Source organism: Marivita geojedonensis, assembly GCF_002115805.1.
In the GTDB taxonomy this organism is placed as follows: domain Bacteria; phylum Pseudomonadota; class Alphaproteobacteria; order Rhodobacterales; family Rhodobacteraceae; genus Marivita; species Marivita geojedonensis.
In genome coordinates, this window is record NZ_JFKC01000026.1 from 12552 (window position 1) to 27106 (window position 14555).

At 60.2% G+C, this 14555-nt stretch carries 15 protein-coding genes; 11 read left to right on the plus strand and 4 right to left on the minus strand.

What is annotated here, in order from left to right; genetic code table 11:
• Window positions 1–4 precede the first annotated feature (4 nt).
• The 7 genes from MGEO_RS18085 (at window position 5) to MGEO_RS18115 (ending at window position 6445) form a co-directional block, all read left to right on the plus strand.
• Window positions 5–226, plus strand: a complete 222-nt coding sequence (locus MGEO_RS18085; RefSeq protein ID WP_085641001.1) for a hypothetical protein — start codon at window positions 5–7, stop codon at window positions 224–226.
• Window positions 227–351: 125 nt separating this feature from the next.
• The gene (rpmI, locus tag MGEO_RS18090; protein WP_085641003.1) at window positions 352–552 is read left to right on the plus strand and encodes a 50S ribosomal protein L35; all 201 of its coding nucleotides are present in this window, start codon (window positions 352–354) and stop codon (window positions 550–552) included.
• A gap of 12 nt (window positions 553–564) precedes the next feature.
• Entirely contained in the window at window positions 565–930 is a 366-nt protein-coding gene (gene rplT / locus MGEO_RS18095) for a 50S ribosomal protein L20 (protein WP_085641005.1), read from the plus strand.
• Window positions 931–1100: 170 nt separating this feature from the next.
• Complete coding sequence (locus MGEO_RS18100; RefSeq protein ID WP_085641007.1) at window positions 1101–2900, plus strand: NAD(P)/FAD-dependent oxidoreductase; 1800 nt, start codon at window positions 1101–1103, stop codon at window positions 2898–2900.
• A gap of 95 nt (window positions 2901–2995) precedes the next feature.
• Window positions 2996–3973 (plus strand): serine hydrolase domain-containing protein, encoded by a 978-nt coding sequence (locus MGEO_RS18105; protein ID WP_085641083.1) that lies wholly within the window; start codon window positions 2996–2998, stop codon window positions 3971–3973.
• Between the two features lie 69 nt (window positions 3974–4042).
• On the plus strand, window positions 4043–5527 hold the full coding sequence (locus MGEO_RS18110; protein ID WP_085641009.1) for a fused MFS/spermidine synthase: 1485 nt from the start codon (window positions 4043–4045) through the stop codon (window positions 5525–5527).
• Between the two features lie 123 nt (window positions 5528–5650).
• Complete coding sequence (locus MGEO_RS18115) at window positions 5651–6445, plus strand: helix-turn-helix domain-containing protein (RefSeq protein ID WP_085641011.1); 795 nt, start codon at window positions 5651–5653, stop codon at window positions 6443–6445.
• On the opposite strand, the gene MGEO_RS18120 is transcribed toward MGEO_RS18115, so the two are convergent.
• The 3 genes from MGEO_RS18120 to MGEO_RS18130 all read right to left on the minus strand — a co-directional run bounded on the left by MGEO_RS18120 (window position 6397) and on the right by MGEO_RS18130 (window position 8577).
• On the minus strand, window positions 6397–7116 hold the full coding sequence (locus MGEO_RS18120; RefSeq protein WP_085641012.1) for a hypothetical protein: 720 nt from the start codon (window positions 7114–7116) through the stop codon (window positions 6397–6399). The genes MGEO_RS18115 and MGEO_RS18120 overlap by 49 nt on opposite strands.
• Before the next feature lie 259 nt (window positions 7117–7375).
• Window positions 7376–8056 carry an OmpA family protein gene (locus MGEO_RS18125; RefSeq protein ID WP_085641014.1) on the minus strand — a complete coding sequence of 227 codons (681 nt, stop codon included), beginning with the start codon at window positions 8054–8056 and terminating at the stop codon, window positions 7376–7378.
• 17 nt (window positions 8057–8073) lie between these two features.
• On the minus strand, window positions 8074–8577 hold the full coding sequence (locus MGEO_RS18130) for a hypothetical protein (protein WP_143746291.1): 504 nt from the start codon (window positions 8575–8577) through the stop codon (window positions 8074–8076).
• Window positions 8578–8828: 251 nt separating this feature from the next.
• On the opposite strand from MGEO_RS18130, the gene pheS reads away from it, so the two are divergent.
• Entirely contained in the window at window positions 8829–9899 is a 1071-nt protein-coding gene (gene pheS, locus MGEO_RS18135; protein ID WP_085641018.1) for a phenylalanine--tRNA ligase subunit alpha, read from the plus strand.
• 20 nt (window positions 9900–9919) lie between these two features.
• The gene (gene pheT, locus MGEO_RS18140; RefSeq protein WP_085641020.1) at window positions 9920–12316 is read left to right on the plus strand and encodes a phenylalanine--tRNA ligase subunit beta; all 2397 of its coding nucleotides are present in this window, start codon (window positions 9920–9922) and stop codon (window positions 12314–12316) included.
• A gap of 28 nt (window positions 12317–12344) precedes the next feature.
• Here pheT and MGEO_RS18145 read toward each other — a convergent pair whose 3' ends face one another.
• Window positions 12345–13238 carry a LysR family transcriptional regulator gene (locus tag MGEO_RS18145; RefSeq protein WP_085641022.1) on the minus strand — a complete coding sequence of 298 codons (894 nt, stop codon included), beginning with the start codon at window positions 13236–13238 and terminating at the stop codon, window positions 12345–12347.
• 88 nt (window positions 13239–13326) lie between these two features.
• Between MGEO_RS18145 and MGEO_RS18150 the strand changes: the two genes are divergently transcribed.
• Both MGEO_RS18150 and MGEO_RS18155 read left to right on the plus strand, forming a co-directional pair.
• Window positions 13327–13959, plus strand: a complete 633-nt coding sequence (locus MGEO_RS18150; protein ID WP_085641024.1) for a class I SAM-dependent methyltransferase — start codon at window positions 13327–13329, stop codon at window positions 13957–13959.
• A gap of 53 nt (window positions 13960–14012) precedes the next feature.
• Entirely contained in the window at window positions 14013–14462 is a 450-nt protein-coding gene (locus MGEO_RS18155; RefSeq protein WP_085641085.1) for a YtoQ family protein, read from the plus strand.
• The last annotated feature ends 93 nt before the right edge of the window (window positions 14463–14555 follow it).

Consider the following 14555-nt stretch of genomic DNA (forward strand, 5'->3'; position numbering starts at 1 on the left):
GGTTATGGATCCTGACACGTTATTTGTTATCGGGCTTGCTCTTGGGGTGTTGTCCATCCCGGCGGTTGTGTCGTCTATCTCGAAGGGCGAACGCCCGCGGATTGCGACGATCACTCTTATGATCGCCGGGGCCATGGTGGTCTGGGCGATCAGCAACAAAACGGGCGGCTATCCGATCGAGTCGATCCCGAAAGTCATCGCCAAGGTGATCAGCAGCTTTACCTGACGCCTCCGGCTCAAAGCCTCTTGCATCACGGAGCGTCCCCGCCTATACGGCGCGCTCTACCCGTGCGGCCGGTCGAAATGGCATACCGAGTCGTGCGTTCACCGATCTGACGATAGGAGACGGAAATGCCGAAGATGAAGACGAAGTCGAGCTGCAAAAAGCGGTTCAAGGTGACGGCCAAGGGCCGCATCAAAGCAGGTCAGGCAGGCAAACGCCACGGCATGATCAAGCGCACCAACAAGTTCATCCGCGATGCGCGCGGAACCACCACGCTGTCGAAGGCTGATGAAGGTATCATCAAGCCGATGATGCCCTACGCGCGCTAAGGAGGAATTGACATGTCCCGAGTAAAAGGCGGAACCACCACCCACGCCCGTCACAAGAAGGTCATCAAGGCCGCCAAAGGTTACTATGGCCGCCGCAAGAACACCTTCAAGGTTGCACGTCAGGCCGTCGATAAGGCGAACCAGTACGCCACACGCGACCGCAAGAATCGCAAGCGCAATTTCCGCGCGCTGTGGATCCAGCGGATCAACGCGGCTGTGCGTCTGCATGACGAAGCGCTGACATATTCCCGTTTCATCAACGGCCTGAACCTGGCCGGAATCGAAGTGGACCGTAAAGTGCTGGCCGATCTGGCCGTGCACGAACCCGAAGCCTTTGGCGCGATTGTCGCACAGGCAAAAGGCGCTCTGGCCGCGTAAGCGACCCGGAAAACCGAATTCGAAAAGCCCCGCTGATTCAGCGGGGCTTTTTCGTTTCAGACGCAACGATCCGGAAATCCGCCGGTCGCAAAGCAGGACGAAAGTTTCCCTAGCGTGAAATCCGAGCTGTTGGCACTCTCAGAGCATAAAAATAAGCTCTGGGAGGAATTATGCTCGACTCAACATTGACTGACACCACGCAGGCGTTTCTCGACGAATTCGGGAAAGCACTGGAAGACGGCGACATCGCGCGTGCACGCGACATGTTCGCGGAGGATTGCTACTGGCGCGATCTCGTGACCTTCACCTGGAACATCAAAACCGTCGAAGGCAAGGATCAGGTCGAAGACATGCTGAAGCACCAGCTGTCCACGACCAAGCCGCACAATTGGGCGGTGGCGGAAGGCGAGGTCGTCACCGAGGACGGTGGCATCGTCACCGCATGGATCACCTTCGAAACTGAGGTGGCCCGCGGCTACGGCCTCATCCGTCTGCGCGACGGGAAGATCTGGACGCTTCTGACAACGATGGTGGAGCTCAAGGGCCACGAAGAGCCAAAGGGGTTCGACCGGCCGCTTGGCGCAAAGCACGGTGCGGGTAAGAACCGCACGACATGGAAGGAAGAACGCGAGAAGGAAGCAAAGGAACTGGGATATACCCAGCAACCCTATTGCCTGATCATCGGCGGAGGGCAGGGCGGCATCGCCCTTGGCGCGCGGCTCCGGCAACTGGGCGTGCCGACCATCATCGTCGAACGTAACGAACGACCCGGAGACAGCTGGCGCAACCGCTACAAGTCGCTCTGCCTGCATGACCCGGTCTGGTACGACCATCTGCCTTACATCAAGTTCCCCGAGAACTGGCCAGTCTTTGCACCGAAGGACAAGATCGGTGATTGGCTTGAGATGTACACCAAGGTGATGGAGCTGAATTACTGGACCCGCACCACGGCCAAGTCCGCGACGTATGACGAGGCCAAGAAGGAATGGACCGTTGTGGTGGACCGGGATGGCGAAGAGGTCACGCTGCGCCCCAAGCAACTTGTGATGGCGACGGGCATGTCCGGCAAGGCGCGTATTCCCGACTTCCCCGGCATGCACAAATTCAAGGGCGACATCCATCATTCGTCGCAGCACCCCGGACCGGATCGGTACACGGGCAAGAAATGCGTTGTCGTCGGGTCCAACAATTCGGCCCACGACATCTGCGCGGCCTTGTGGGAACACGATGCAGACGTAACGATGGTGCAGCGGTCCTCCACTCATATCGTGCGGTCTGACACTCTGATGGAGATCGGGCTGGGTGATCTTTACTCCGAACGGGCCGTCAACGCGGGAATGACCACCGAGAAGGCGGATCTGATCTTTGCGTCCTTGCCCTATGCGATCCTGCATGAATTCCAGATCCCGGCCTATGCCGCGATGAAAGAGCAGGACAAGGAATTCTACGAGGGACTCGAGAAAGCGGGTTTCTGGCTCGATTGGGGCGACGACGACTCGGGCCTCTTCATGAAGTACCTGCGGCGCGGGTCTGGCTATTATATCGACGTGGGCGCGAGCCAGCTCATCATCGACGGTGAGATCAAGCTCAAGCGCGGGCAGGTGACCGAGATCGTCGAAGACGGGCTTATTCTCGATACTGGTGAAAAGCTCGAGGCCGATCTGATCGTGTTGGCGACCGGCTACAATTCCATGAACGGTTGGGTGGCCGACCTGATGGGGCAGGAGATGGCCGACAAGGTCGGCAAGGTCTGGGGGCTTGGTTCTGACACGACCAAAGACCCCGGTCCGTGGGAAGGCGAGCAGCGCAATATGTGGAAACCGACGCAACAGGAGAACCTTTGGTTCCACGGCGGAAACCTGCATCAGTCGCGGCACTATTCGCAGTTCCTTTCACTCCAGATCAAAGCCCGCATGGAGGGTATCCCGACCCCGGTCTATGGGTTGCAGGAGGTATACCACACGTCATGATCCAGCTTGGGGCGGGTCTTTCGGCCCGCCCCAATGCACGCAGTCGTGAAAGCGCCAAACTGGACAGATGGCGGCACGGCATTACACACAACACCATGTTCAACCGCCGAACCTTTGTGACGACGACCGCCGCCGCGCTGACCGCACCGTTCCTGGCGCGGGCGCAATCCAACATTCTTCAAGGCGCTATTTCTGCTTTACCGCAACTTCATTCGATTCAGGTTCTTCGCGGAGAAGATACGGTTTTCGCAGAGGCTCCGCGAGGTCCGGGGCTTGATCGGCTGACCAACATCAAATCCTGCTCCAAGAGCATCGTTGCGCTCTTGCTGGGCGCAGCCATAGATCGTGGTGACGTTCCATCGGTCGCGGCAACGCTGGCGGAGACCGCACCGAGCATCCTTCCTGCAAACGCCACGCCGGGGGCGGGAGAGATCACCTTGGAAGACCTCGTCACGCTGCGCGCTGGTCTCGAACGCACTTCGGGCCCCAACTATGGCGCTTGGGTCAGTTCCCGCAACTGGCTGGCAGATGCGCTGACCCGGCCAATGGTGGCCGAACCGGGCGGTCAGATGCTGTATTCCACCGGATCGACCCATATCCTTGGCGCGGCATTGGCAGAAGCCACGGGGCAAAGCCTGCTGGCGCAGGCGCGCGAACGGCTGGGTCGCCCCTTGGGCATAGAGATCCCGCCTTGGACGCGCGATCCTCAGGGCTACTACATGGGCGGGAACGAGATGGCTTTGCGCCCCACGGCAATGCTTAAGATTGCGAAACTGATGCGTGATGGCGGGCTGTACGATGGCGCGCAGGTGATCCCGGAAACCTGGGTTGATGCGTCAGTCCAACCTTATGCGCGCTCCCCTTGGTCAGGCCTTTCCTATGGCTACGGCTGGTTCCTGTCACCCTCGGGCTACACACTTGCGCGGGGATATGGGGGCCAGATCATTGCTGCCCATGCCGGGCGCAATCTTGCCGTAGCCATCACGTCCGATCCGACCCAACCGGCGCGGTCCGGTGGCTATTTCGGCGATCTGATGCGCCTGTTGGATGGGCCGGTGCTGGCGCTGGGCTGAGACGAACGCCACTTGCCTTCGATCAAACCACGCGCAACATGGGCGCATCCTCAGTCTTGCGGAGACACCATGACTTCTGTGCCTCTCTGGTTGCTCGTCGCGTTGCAGGCGACGGTTTCTGCGGCCTCGATGGTGGTTGAGATCGTCGCCGGGCGTATGCTCGCACCCTATGTTGGAATGTCGCTCTATACGTGGACGTCGGTAATTGCGGTGGTTCTCGCAGGGTTTTCGGCAGGCCACTGGTGGGGTGGACGCCTGGCCGACCGGTCCGGCATCAGTCCGCTGGCCGCAACAGGATGGGCGTTGGTCGCTGCTGCCGTGACGACAGCGCTGGCCAGCGTTGCCCTGCGTGCCGCGGCCGGTCCCGTTCTGACGGCCTTTCCACAACCCGTCTGGGGCATTACCGGCCTCACGCTTGCAGCATTCTTTCTGCCATCTCTTTTTGCCGGTATTCCGGCGCCTTTGCTCACGCAGGTCTCCCTGTCGGGGCCAGCCCGGCAGGGGCAGGCATTGGGCGCAATGTTCGCCTCGGGGGCCATCGGCGCCATTCTGGGCACCCTTCTGGCCGGGTTTGTTTTCATTTCGTGGTTGGGCAGCCTGCGTACCCTTGCAACCGTGACTGTTGTTTATGCGATTGGTGCAGCACTCTGTTTCATCCTTGCCAGACGGCTGCGCACTGTGCAGGGCGCGACCCTGCTTGGTCTTGCCGCCTTGGCGTTCGGCACGGCGATGTCCTCGGGGCCCTGTACCGTCGAAAGCCGGTATTTCTGTCTGCAGACCGTCGATGTCTCGGCCGATCCGTCCCAGCCAACCCGCGCAATGGTGATTGATCACCTCGTTCACGGCATTTCAGCAGTAAACGCGCCGGAGATCATGTTTACGGATCATGCCGCGATGTTGGACGCCCTGACGCGCCTGCGTGCTCCGGTGGCTGATCCATCCAGTTTCCTGATCGGTGGCGGAAACTATGCGCTGCCGCGCGCCTTTGCGGCGCGCGGGCGCACGAAGACTACCGTTGCTGAGATTGATCCGGACGTCACTGCGCTGGCCCAACGGGACTTCTGGTTTGACCCCGCAAGTGCCACGGTCAAGCATATTGATGCCCGCCGCGCGCTGCTGACCGACCAGACGCAATATGACGTGATCATCGGTGATGCCTTCACCGACACAGCCGTTCCCCAGCATTTGGTTACACGCGAATTCTTTGAACTCATCCGGACGCGCCTGACCGAAAACGGCAGCTATCTGATGAACGTGATCGACTATTCCGACCGTATGCACGCGGTTGGAAGTCTGGTCGCCACGCTTCGGGATGTGTTTCCCGTGGTGGAAGTCTGGACCGAGGCGCGGCGTCCGGAAGAGAGTGAACGCATCGTCATGGTGATCGCTGCTGGCTGGACGGAGACCACCACGGACAGCTTTTCCGTGCCAGCACCCGAACGCACCAGGTTTGCCGCGCTGGGACCGGCCTTCGTGGACAGGCTGGCCTCATCCGGAACCCTGTTGACCGATGACTACGCCCCGATAGATCGATTGGTCGGGCCGCGGGATTAGGACGTCTTGCGCGACCGGCGCGCTTGGGTATCATCTTATGGGTGCAATTCGTGCTATACATAAATCTTCTGCACCTTTACGAATATGATCAAACGGAATGAACGCCCTGCCTCGGAAGGACGCATGCCAGTAGCTGTAACCGAACGTGACGTGTTGAATACTTTCAAAGCGAACCTCAGGGGCATCCTGAAGTCGCAGAACTTGTCAGAGGCCGAGTTGTCACGGCGTGCCGGTTACAAGGAAGACGATGCCGTCACCGTTATGATGCAGGGTGACAGCCTGCCGAACATGGCGACACCGGTCAGACTTGCCGACGCGCTTGGCGTTCCGGTCGAAGCGCTTTTCCGGGATCGGCAGCAACACCTTCAGGAGGAATTCGAGGCGCTGCCCGTGATGGAAGTGGATCGTCAGTCGGCGCGCCTTTTGTCGGCGGTGTTCAAAGCGACAGAGCGTTCACTGGACAAAATCGGTGATCGGCCGACTCTCGACTCGATCATTTCGTGGTGGAAAGAGACCGATGGCGATCTGGCCCGAAGCAGTCAGATTTCCCCGCATTTCGATCTGGTCAGCGCAGCGCAGGCCCTGAGCGCGATCCCGAAAATTCACCATGTGGGAGCGTTGGGACTTTCGGCGACCACGCTCGGTTCTGCTGAAAACGCCCGGCTTGAACGCTTCCTTGAAACCCTGAGCAAATCCGATCTTCAGGAACTCAACGGTCACATTCGCACCGTCGCTCATTCCGGGGTTGGAATGATCACCCCGCTCAAGCGGATCGTCCCATTTCCCGAGACGAAAGAAGCCGTCGAGGTCAGCTTTGTCCGCCTCATGCTGCCCGTCCGGAATGACGATGGTGCGCTTTTTGTTCTGAACTATTCCACCCTTCTGAGCGAATCCGCTCCCAGAAGGGAAGAGGGGTGATGATCGAAATACGTCGCCATATCCCGGAACTCCCGCGATGAAATGGCGACAAGGTATTCGCCAATCGCGCGGCCTTCAGGAAGAATGTCCCACAGATGGGCGCCGGGGTATTGGCGGGTGAACCCATACTCGGTGGCATAGCCTTTGCGCGCATCATCGGCGCGGACAAAGGCGTAGAGCCAGTCGGGATCCCATCGAAGCTGACAATAGCTGAACAGGATGTGGGTGTAGAGCGACAGCAGGTGTCGGGACCCGCGCATCTCTTTTGTGATGAAGAATTCGCCCATGTAGACGACCTGACCGGACAATTCATCACAGGCGCGATGCACTTCGGGGACGGGACGAAGGCGGCCTTTTCCCTTGTAAAGCCGACCATAGCTTCGGGCCCAGTATTCGGACAGTGTTTCCGATCTGAGTGTGTCGTGCCGTGCCGCCACGCCGCCGATGTCTTCCCCATCTTTGCGGAGCATCAGCCAGACGGCGTGATCCTTTGAGAGATCGTGATGGGCGCTGGACAGCATTGGAGTAATGCTCTGCTTACCGATTGCGGACATGCGCGCTTCGCAAGTCTCGAAATCGGAGGATTCTTCAACGGTGATACCGCGCGCTTCAAGCGCCTGCATACACCTGCCAAAGAACTTGGCGATGTTCAGAATTGCTGGTTTGGCCACAGGTATACTCCTTGAATGGTAAACGTGAGCCTCACCAACCCACCCCATTTCAAGGGCAACACCAAGCCTTAAGGTTGTCTTTAAATGTATAAATCAACGTCAGATGGCAAAATATTGACATAATTTGCCGTTATTTCGCCGCTCTGTGTCCTGTTCAGCCGCCATGGACCCGTCATCCGTCACATTTGCGCTTATAAAGAAAAGGGGCGATCCGCAAAGATCGCCCCCCAATCAATCGGTAGATTGCGTTACCGGTACGTCATTCGAGGATCACATCGAAATCCACGCGCCGCTCGCTCAGTCCGGGCTGACCGGCGAGGATCTGCGGTGTTGAATGTGCTGCGATGATGATCTGCTCGGGGTCAAACCCGGCACCCACCAAAGAACTCATGAGAGCGACCGCCCGCAGTCGCGCCGTTGCCGGGGTTTCGCCCGAACCTGGCTCATCCGAGAACTGCCCGATCACCCGGAGCCGGGCGTCCGGGCAGGCACTGGCCTGAGAGGCCAACTGAACAACTGCCGGCATCCCGTCCGATGGTGCGGTGATAGAGCGGGGCGAGTAGAAAAGCTTGGTCTGGGCAACCGCAGCCTGAAGCTGTGCTGCGCAGGCAGAAGCAGCAGGGGAGAGCGTGCGATGCAATCCAGAGGCTGCGGCATTGCCTCTGATCTCACGGATTTCGAACTCGACCCGGCGATCATAGTAGGCAGAGGATTGGCTGCCACTGATGCGCGACGGTTCCTGACTGCCGAGACCAACGGAACGGAAGCGGGTCACATCGATGCCCGCCGCCCCGATGCGCCGCAGCACTTCGTCCGCGCGCTTCTGGCTCAGCCGCAGGTTTGCCGACGGGTCACCGGACGGGTCGGAATGGCCTTGGACGATGATCTCAACGTTCGGGCAATCCTGTGCCACCAGACCGATCAGGCGCGCCTGCGCCATGCCGGACTCCTCGGCGGTCAGACCTCCGCTCGGGAAGTAAATCCTGGCTTCGCTGGCCAGCGTCCGCAGGTCTTCGACGCAGGAATTGTCCTGCGCGAGCTTTGCTGTGCCGCGCCAAAAAACGCAACAGGATTGTTTGTTGGGTCAACCGTCGGCTCTGGCGAGATCGACACGGGTTGTGGCGTTGTCTCGGGTGCCTTGGGTGTCGGCGCTGGTATGACGACCGCAGGTTGCACGGGGGCCGGGGTGGCGACCTCCGGAAGGCGCTGGGACTGCACGACAGCAGCCTGCACTGCGGCGGCACCGGATGACACCAACGGAGCAATCCCCACGGTCTGTTCGCCAAGCGCGACCGGGTTCTGTGTGATATTCCTTGATACTTCGGTTTCTTCGAAAACCGTTTGTTTTGTAACCTCTTCCGAGCTTTTCGGCCCGAATTCGATAACGCCCGTTGCCGCAAGGACAATGGCCACCGTCGGTGCAACCCACGGCAGATGTTCTTTAACCACTCGTAATGACATGCTCTTCCCCCAGAGTTTAGCAGCAGCGTGAGCGTTTAATCGCCCAACATCTTGACAAGTATAGGGTGTATTACTGCTGAATTTGGTGTGGGGGTCAACATATATGTCCCTGCGGTTTACCCATGCGTAGCATTTCGGCAAACCTGTAGCTTTTGCACGTCAGACCGAAAGATTGCGGCTTGCCTTTTGGGCTGCCTTGCGTCCCTGCACGGTCGCGGCTAGGGAAAGCACGATACGAGCCGGAGGGTGACATGGACGATCTGCGCGACAAATATCTTGGGCTGATTGCAGCAGCGGGCGACGAAGCGGCGCTGGAAGACCTGCGTGTGCAGGCGGTCGGCAAGAAAGGCGAGATCAGCCTCAAGATGCGCGAACTGGGCAAAATGAGCCCCGAGGAACGGCAAACCGCTGGTCCGGCACTGAATGCGCTGAAGGATGAGATCAACTCGGCGCTGTCGGCCAAGAAGGTGGCGCTTGAGGATGCGGCGCTGGATGAACGCCTGCGCGGTGAACGGCTCGATGTGACGCTTCCCGGTCGGGGCCGTCGCACCGGAACGATCCACCCGATCAGCCAGGTCACCGAAGAGGTCACCGCGATCTTCGCCGATATGGGCTTCTCGGTCGCCGAAGGCCCGCAGATCGACACCGACTGGTACAACTTCGACGCGCTGAACATCCCCGGCCACCACCCCGCGCGGGCCGAGATGGACACGTTCTACATGCACCGCGCCGAGGGCGACAATCGCCCGCCCCATGTGCTGCGCACCCACACCTCGCCGGTGCAGATCCGGTCGATGGAAAAACACGGCGCGCCGATCCGCGTGATCGCACCGGGCCGCGTCTACCGCGCCGACTACGACCAGACCCACACACCGATGTTCCACCAGGTCGAGGGCCTCGCCATCGACAAGGACATCAGCATGGCGAACCTGAAATGGGTTCTGGAAGAATTCGTGAAGGCCTATTTCGAAGTCGATGATGTCGAACTTCGCTTCCGCGCCTCGCACTTCCCCTTCACCGAACCCTCGGCCGAGGTCGACATCCGCTGTTCCTGGGAAGGCGGCACGCTCAAGGTGGGCGAAGGCGACGACTGGCTCGAAATCCTCGGCTCTGGCATGGTGCACCCGAAGGTTCTGCAAAACGCCGGTGTCGATCCGAACGAATGGCAGGGCTTTGCCTTCGGCATGGGCATCGACCGCATCGCGATGCTGAAATACGGCATCCCCGACCTGCGCGCCTTCTTCGATTCAGACCTCCGCTGGCTGCGCCATTACGGCTTTGCGGCGCTTGACGTGCCGACGCTGCACGCTGGCCTCAGCTGACCTTACAGGAAGACGATACGATGAAATTCACCCTCTCCTGGCTAAAAAAGCACCTCGACACCACCGCGACCGTGGACGAGATCACCTATGCCCTGACCGATCTGGGCCTCGAGGTCGAAGGCGTCGAGAACCCGGCGGACAAGCTCAAGACCTTTACGCTGGCCAAGGTGAAACACGCCGAACAGCACCCCGATGCCGACCGGCTGCGTGTCTGCACGGTTGAGACCGATGAAGGCGACAAACAGATCGTCTGCGGCGCGCCGAACGCGCGTGCGGGCATCACCGTCGTTCTGGCGAAACCGGGCGACTACGTGCCGGGCATCGACGTCACGCTCAGCGTCGGCAACATCCGCGGTGTCGAAAGCCACGGCATGATGGCCTCGGAACGCGAGTTGGAACTCAGCGACGAACATGACGGCATCATCGAACTGCCCTCGGGCGAGGTCGGTCAGAAATTCATCGACTGGCTGGCCCAGAACGACCCCGTCAAGGTCGACCCGGTGATCGAAATCGCCATCACCCCCAACCGCCCCGACGCGCTGGGGGTGCAGGGCATCGCCCGCGATCTGGCGGCCCGTGGTCTGGGCACGCTCAAGACCAAAGCCGTCGATCCGGTCCCCGCCAGCTTCACCGCCGACACCAAGGTGGTGATCGACGAGGACACGCTGGACGGCTGTCCGCTCTTCTGTGGGCGCATCATTCGCGGTGTGAAAAACGGCCCCAGCCCGCAATGGCTGCAGGACGCCCTGCGCGCCATCGGCCTGCGCCCGATCAACTTCCTTGTCGATGTGACCAACTTCTTCACCTACGACCGCAACCGCCCCTTGCACGTGTTCGACATGGCCAAGGTGACAGGCGATCTGCGCGTACACCGTGCCAACGGTGGTGAGGAATTGCTGGCCCTAGACGGCAAGACCTACACGTTCCAGCCCGGCCAGATGGTGATCTCCGACGCAAACGGTCCTGAAAGCATCGCCGGCATCATGGGCGGTGAGGAAACGGGCTGCACCGACGAGACCACAGATGTCTTTGTCGAAAGCGCCTATTGGGACCCGATCCAGATCGCCTACACGGGCCGCGCGCTCAAGATCAACTCCGACGCCCGCTACCGCTTTGAACGTGGTGTCGACCCGGCCTTCACCCCCGAAGGTCTGGAACTGGCCGTGCGCATGATCGTCGATCATGCAGGTGGTGAGGCGTCCGAGCTTATCCAGGCCGGTGCTGTGCCCGACACTTCCCGCGCCTATAAGCTTGATCCCGCACGCGTGATTTCGCTGGTGGGCATGGAGATCCCCGAGGCCGAGCAGCGTCAGACCCTGACTGCCCTTGGCTTCCGCCTCGAAGGCAACATGGCGCATGTCCCGTCCTGGCGCCCTGACGTCCTGGGGGAGGCCGATCTGGTCGAAGAAGTCGCTCGCATCGCCTCTCTGACCAAGCTTCAGGGCAAGCCGATGCGCCGGATGGATCCCGGAGTGCCCAAGCCGATCCTGTCCCCGATGCAGCGCCGCGAACGCGCCGCGCGCCGGACGGCGGCAGCGCTTGGCTACAACGAATGTGTAACCTACAGCTTCATCGACAAGGCTGCGGCGGAACTCTTCGCGGGTGGCGATGACGCCACCATGCTGGCAAATCCGATCAGCTCGGAAATGAGCCATATGCGGCCGGCCCTGCTGCCCGGTCTCTTGCAGGCCGCTGCGCGCAATCAGGCACGCGGCTTCATGGATCTTGCCCTGTTCGAACTTGGCCACGCCTTCCACGGTGGTGAGCCTGAGGAACAGCATCTCATGCTGTCCGGCATTCTCGTGGGTAAGACGGGCGCCAAGGACGTTCACGGAGCCTCCCGCCCGGTCGATGTGTTCGACGCCAAGGCCGATGCCGAAGCCGTTCTTGCGGCGATGGGCGCGCCCGCCAAGGCGCAGATCATGCGTGGGGCAAGCAACTGGTGGCATCCGGGCCGTCATGGCATGATCTGCCTCGGCCCCAAGAAGGTGCTGGGCGTCTTTGGTGAACTGCACCCCAAGGTGATCAAGGCGATGGACGTGAAGGGATCGGTTGTCGGCTTCACGCTGTTCCCGGAAGAGATTCCGCTGCCGCGCAAGTCCGGAGCGACCCGCCCGGCTCTGGTGTTGAACGACCTTCAGGCGGTGGAACGGGATTTTGCCTTTGTGGTCGACGCCGACGTTGCCGCGCTGGACCTGGTGAATGCCGCTGCTGGTGCCGACAAGGCGCTGATCGAAGATGTTCGCGTGTTCGACGAGTTCATTGGCGGATCGCTGGGCGAAGGCAAGAAATCCCTGGCCATCACCGTTCGGCTTCAACCTACGGGAACAACGCTGAAGGAAGCGGATATCGAAGCCGTCGGCAAGAAGATCGTCGAAAAAGTCGGCAAGGCGACGGGCGGCATTCTGCGCGGCTGAGGCATCGTTCGGTCAACGCGGTAGTCCGCTACCGCGTTGGTTTCGAAAGGAAGTCGGCCAGCAGGTCATAGACCACACGGATGCGTCGGCTGGTGTGCAATTCCCGATGGGTCACCAGCCAGACGGGAAACTCCACCGGTTTCAACTCGGGCATGACCACCTCCATTCCGGGGGTGGCCTCGCCCACTTCGTCTGACATCACCGACAGACCGAACCCTTCTTTTGCCAAGGCCCAGGCGACCAGCCCGTTTTCCGATCCGATCCGGAAATTTGCGTGGGTCAGGTGCAGGTCCATTCCCTTGAGAAACCCGATCATCCGGTCGAGATCGCCGAAGCTGATGAAATCGTGCTGGGCCAGTTCCTCCATTGTCTTTGGGCGACCACGCCGATCGAGATACGCTTTTGAGCCATAGAACTTTGCCGTCGCGGTCTGCAGAAGCCGGGCGATCAGGTCGGGCTGTTCCGGGCGGACATGGCGGATGGCAATGTCTGCTTCCCGACGCAGGATGTCGCGGATGTCGTTGGTGGCCACAAGGTCGATTTCGACCTTTGGAGCGATCTCGCGGAGGCGATGGAGCGCAGGTGGAAGCACATGCGCGGTCATCACATCGCTTGCCGTAATCCGCACGCGGCCTTCGATGTCCTGCGCCTGACCACTGGCCGCCAGGGCAATCCGGTCTGCCGCCTCGCCCATGCCCCTTGCATGTTCCAGCAACCGCATACCCGCTTCCGTCAGTTCCAGCGATCGGCCCACCCGTTCGAAAAGCATGACCGAAAGCGACTCTTCAAGCGCCGCGACCTGACGGCTGAGCGTGGGCTGTGTCAGTCCGAGCTTGCGCGCAGCGGCAGACAGAGAGCCGGTCTCGGCTGTCGCAAGAAACGCATTGATATGAGACCAGTCAAAGCGGCGTGTTATATCCATGCAAATACGTATAACGCCCCTGCGAATTTCGGCAATTTATAGTTGAAATGCGCATGGGTATGGTCTCACCAAATTCAGGAGCCACCCCATGTACCCAACAGCGAAATTCTGGGATCGCGTTGCAGACAAATACGCGAACAGCCCAATCAAGGACCAGGTGTCCTACGCGTACACATTGGACCGGACCCGGCATTATCTTCACGTCGAAGACCACGTGCTCGAACTGGGTTGCGGAACAGGATCGACTGCGCTCGAATTGTCGCCGCAGGTTCACAAGATCGTTGCCACCGACATTTCCGGCGCCATGCTTGAAAAAGGGCGCGAGAAAGCGGCGGCGCAGAATATTGCCAATGTAGAGTTCGCCCAGGCCGACGCACAGCACGCGCCTGTTGGGCCTTTCGATGTGGTCACAGCGTTCAATCTGCTGCATTTGATCGAAGACCTCGACCAGACGCTGGCCGAGGTTGCGCGGCGCACGAAACCCGGTGGGCTGTTCATTTCCAAGACGTTTTGCCTGCCCGAAGGTTTCAGTTGGCTCACGGTGATGATGCGTGTGGTGGTGCCGGTCATGCAGGCGATAGGCAAAGCCCCGTATGTTGCCAGCATGAAAGCCCGCGATCTGGATGCGGCGATTACCGCGGCTGGCTTTACCATCATCGAAACCGGGCAGGGACCGACCAAGGATCCACGCCGCTATCTGGTCGCACGGAAAGACGGATGATTGGACTTGGCGGAAATCTGGGCTACCCCTCTTTGCCAACAGAGGAGGAGCACATGGGCTTGAAAGTATACCTGTCCGGAGAAATCCACACCGACTGGCGCGAGCAGATCATCGAGGCCTGCGAAGGGCTGGATGTCACCTTTGACAGCCCGGTGACCGATCACGCCGCCAGCGATGATTGCGGAGTCGCAATTCTGGGATCGGAAGACAACAAGTACTGGCACGACCATAAGGGCGCGATGGTCAACGCGATCCGGACGCGAAAGGGCATCGCTGGTGCGGATGTCGTGGTCGTCCGGTTCGGAGAGAAGTACAAGCAGTGGAATGCGGCCTTTGACGCGGGCTACGCGAGCGCCCTGGGCAAGTCTCTGATCATCCTGCAACAGCCGGAACATGATCATGCCCTCAAGGAGGTGGATGCTGCCGCACTTGCGATGACACGCACACCGCAGGAAGTGGCGCAGATTCTGCGCTATGTGCTCACCGGATCCTTGCCGGGTTAACCTCTGCCGGTAAAAGGTGAATTTCAGATGCTGCAAATTTGCGGCAAGCTTTTGCAATTTCCCCGTGGATTGTTTCGCGGCGCGTGACAAAGA

Coding starts and splice junctions, on each gene's coding strand:
- rplT (WP_085641005.1), top strand. CDS start 565: ATGTCCCGAGTAAAAGGCGGAACCACCACCCACGCCCGTCACAAGAAG.
- MGEO_RS18085 (WP_085641001.1), top strand. CDS start 5: ATGGATCCTGACACGTTATTTGTTATCGGGCTTGCTCTTGGGGTGTTG.
- MGEO_RS18110 (WP_085641009.1), top strand. CDS start 4,043: ATGACTTCTGTGCCTCTCTGGTTGCTCGTCGCGTTGCAGGCGACGGTT.
- MGEO_RS18130 (WP_143746291.1), bottom strand. CDS start 8,577: ATGTCATTACGAGTGGTTAAAGAACATCTGCCGTGGGTTGCACCGACG.
- MGEO_RS18125 (WP_085641014.1), bottom strand. CDS start 8,056: ATGGCGCAGGCGCGCCTGATCGGTCTGGTGGCACAGGATTGCCCGAAC.
- MGEO_RS18145 (WP_085641022.1), bottom strand. CDS start 13,238: ATGGATATAACACGCCGCTTTGACTGGTCTCATATCAATGCGTTTCTT.
- MGEO_RS18155 (WP_085641085.1), top strand. CDS start 14,013: ATGGGCTTGAAAGTATACCTGTCCGGAGAAATCCACACCGACTGGCGC.
- rpmI (WP_085641003.1), top strand. CDS start 352: ATGCCGAAGATGAAGACGAAGTCGAGCTGCAAAAAGCGGTTCAAGGTG.
- MGEO_RS18105 (WP_085641083.1), top strand. CDS start 2,996: ATGTTCAACCGCCGAACCTTTGTGACGACGACCGCCGCCGCGCTGACC.
- MGEO_RS18115 (WP_085641011.1), top strand. CDS start 5,651: ATGCCAGTAGCTGTAACCGAACGTGACGTGTTGAATACTTTCAAAGCG.
- MGEO_RS18100 (WP_085641007.1), top strand. CDS start 1,101: ATGCTCGACTCAACATTGACTGACACCACGCAGGCGTTTCTCGACGAA.
- pheS (WP_085641018.1), top strand. CDS start 8,829: ATGGACGATCTGCGCGACAAATATCTTGGGCTGATTGCAGCAGCGGGC.
- pheT (WP_085641020.1), top strand. CDS start 9,920: ATGAAATTCACCCTCTCCTGGCTAAAAAAGCACCTCGACACCACCGCG.
- MGEO_RS18150 (WP_085641024.1), top strand. CDS start 13,327: ATGTACCCAACAGCGAAATTCTGGGATCGCGTTGCAGACAAATACGCG.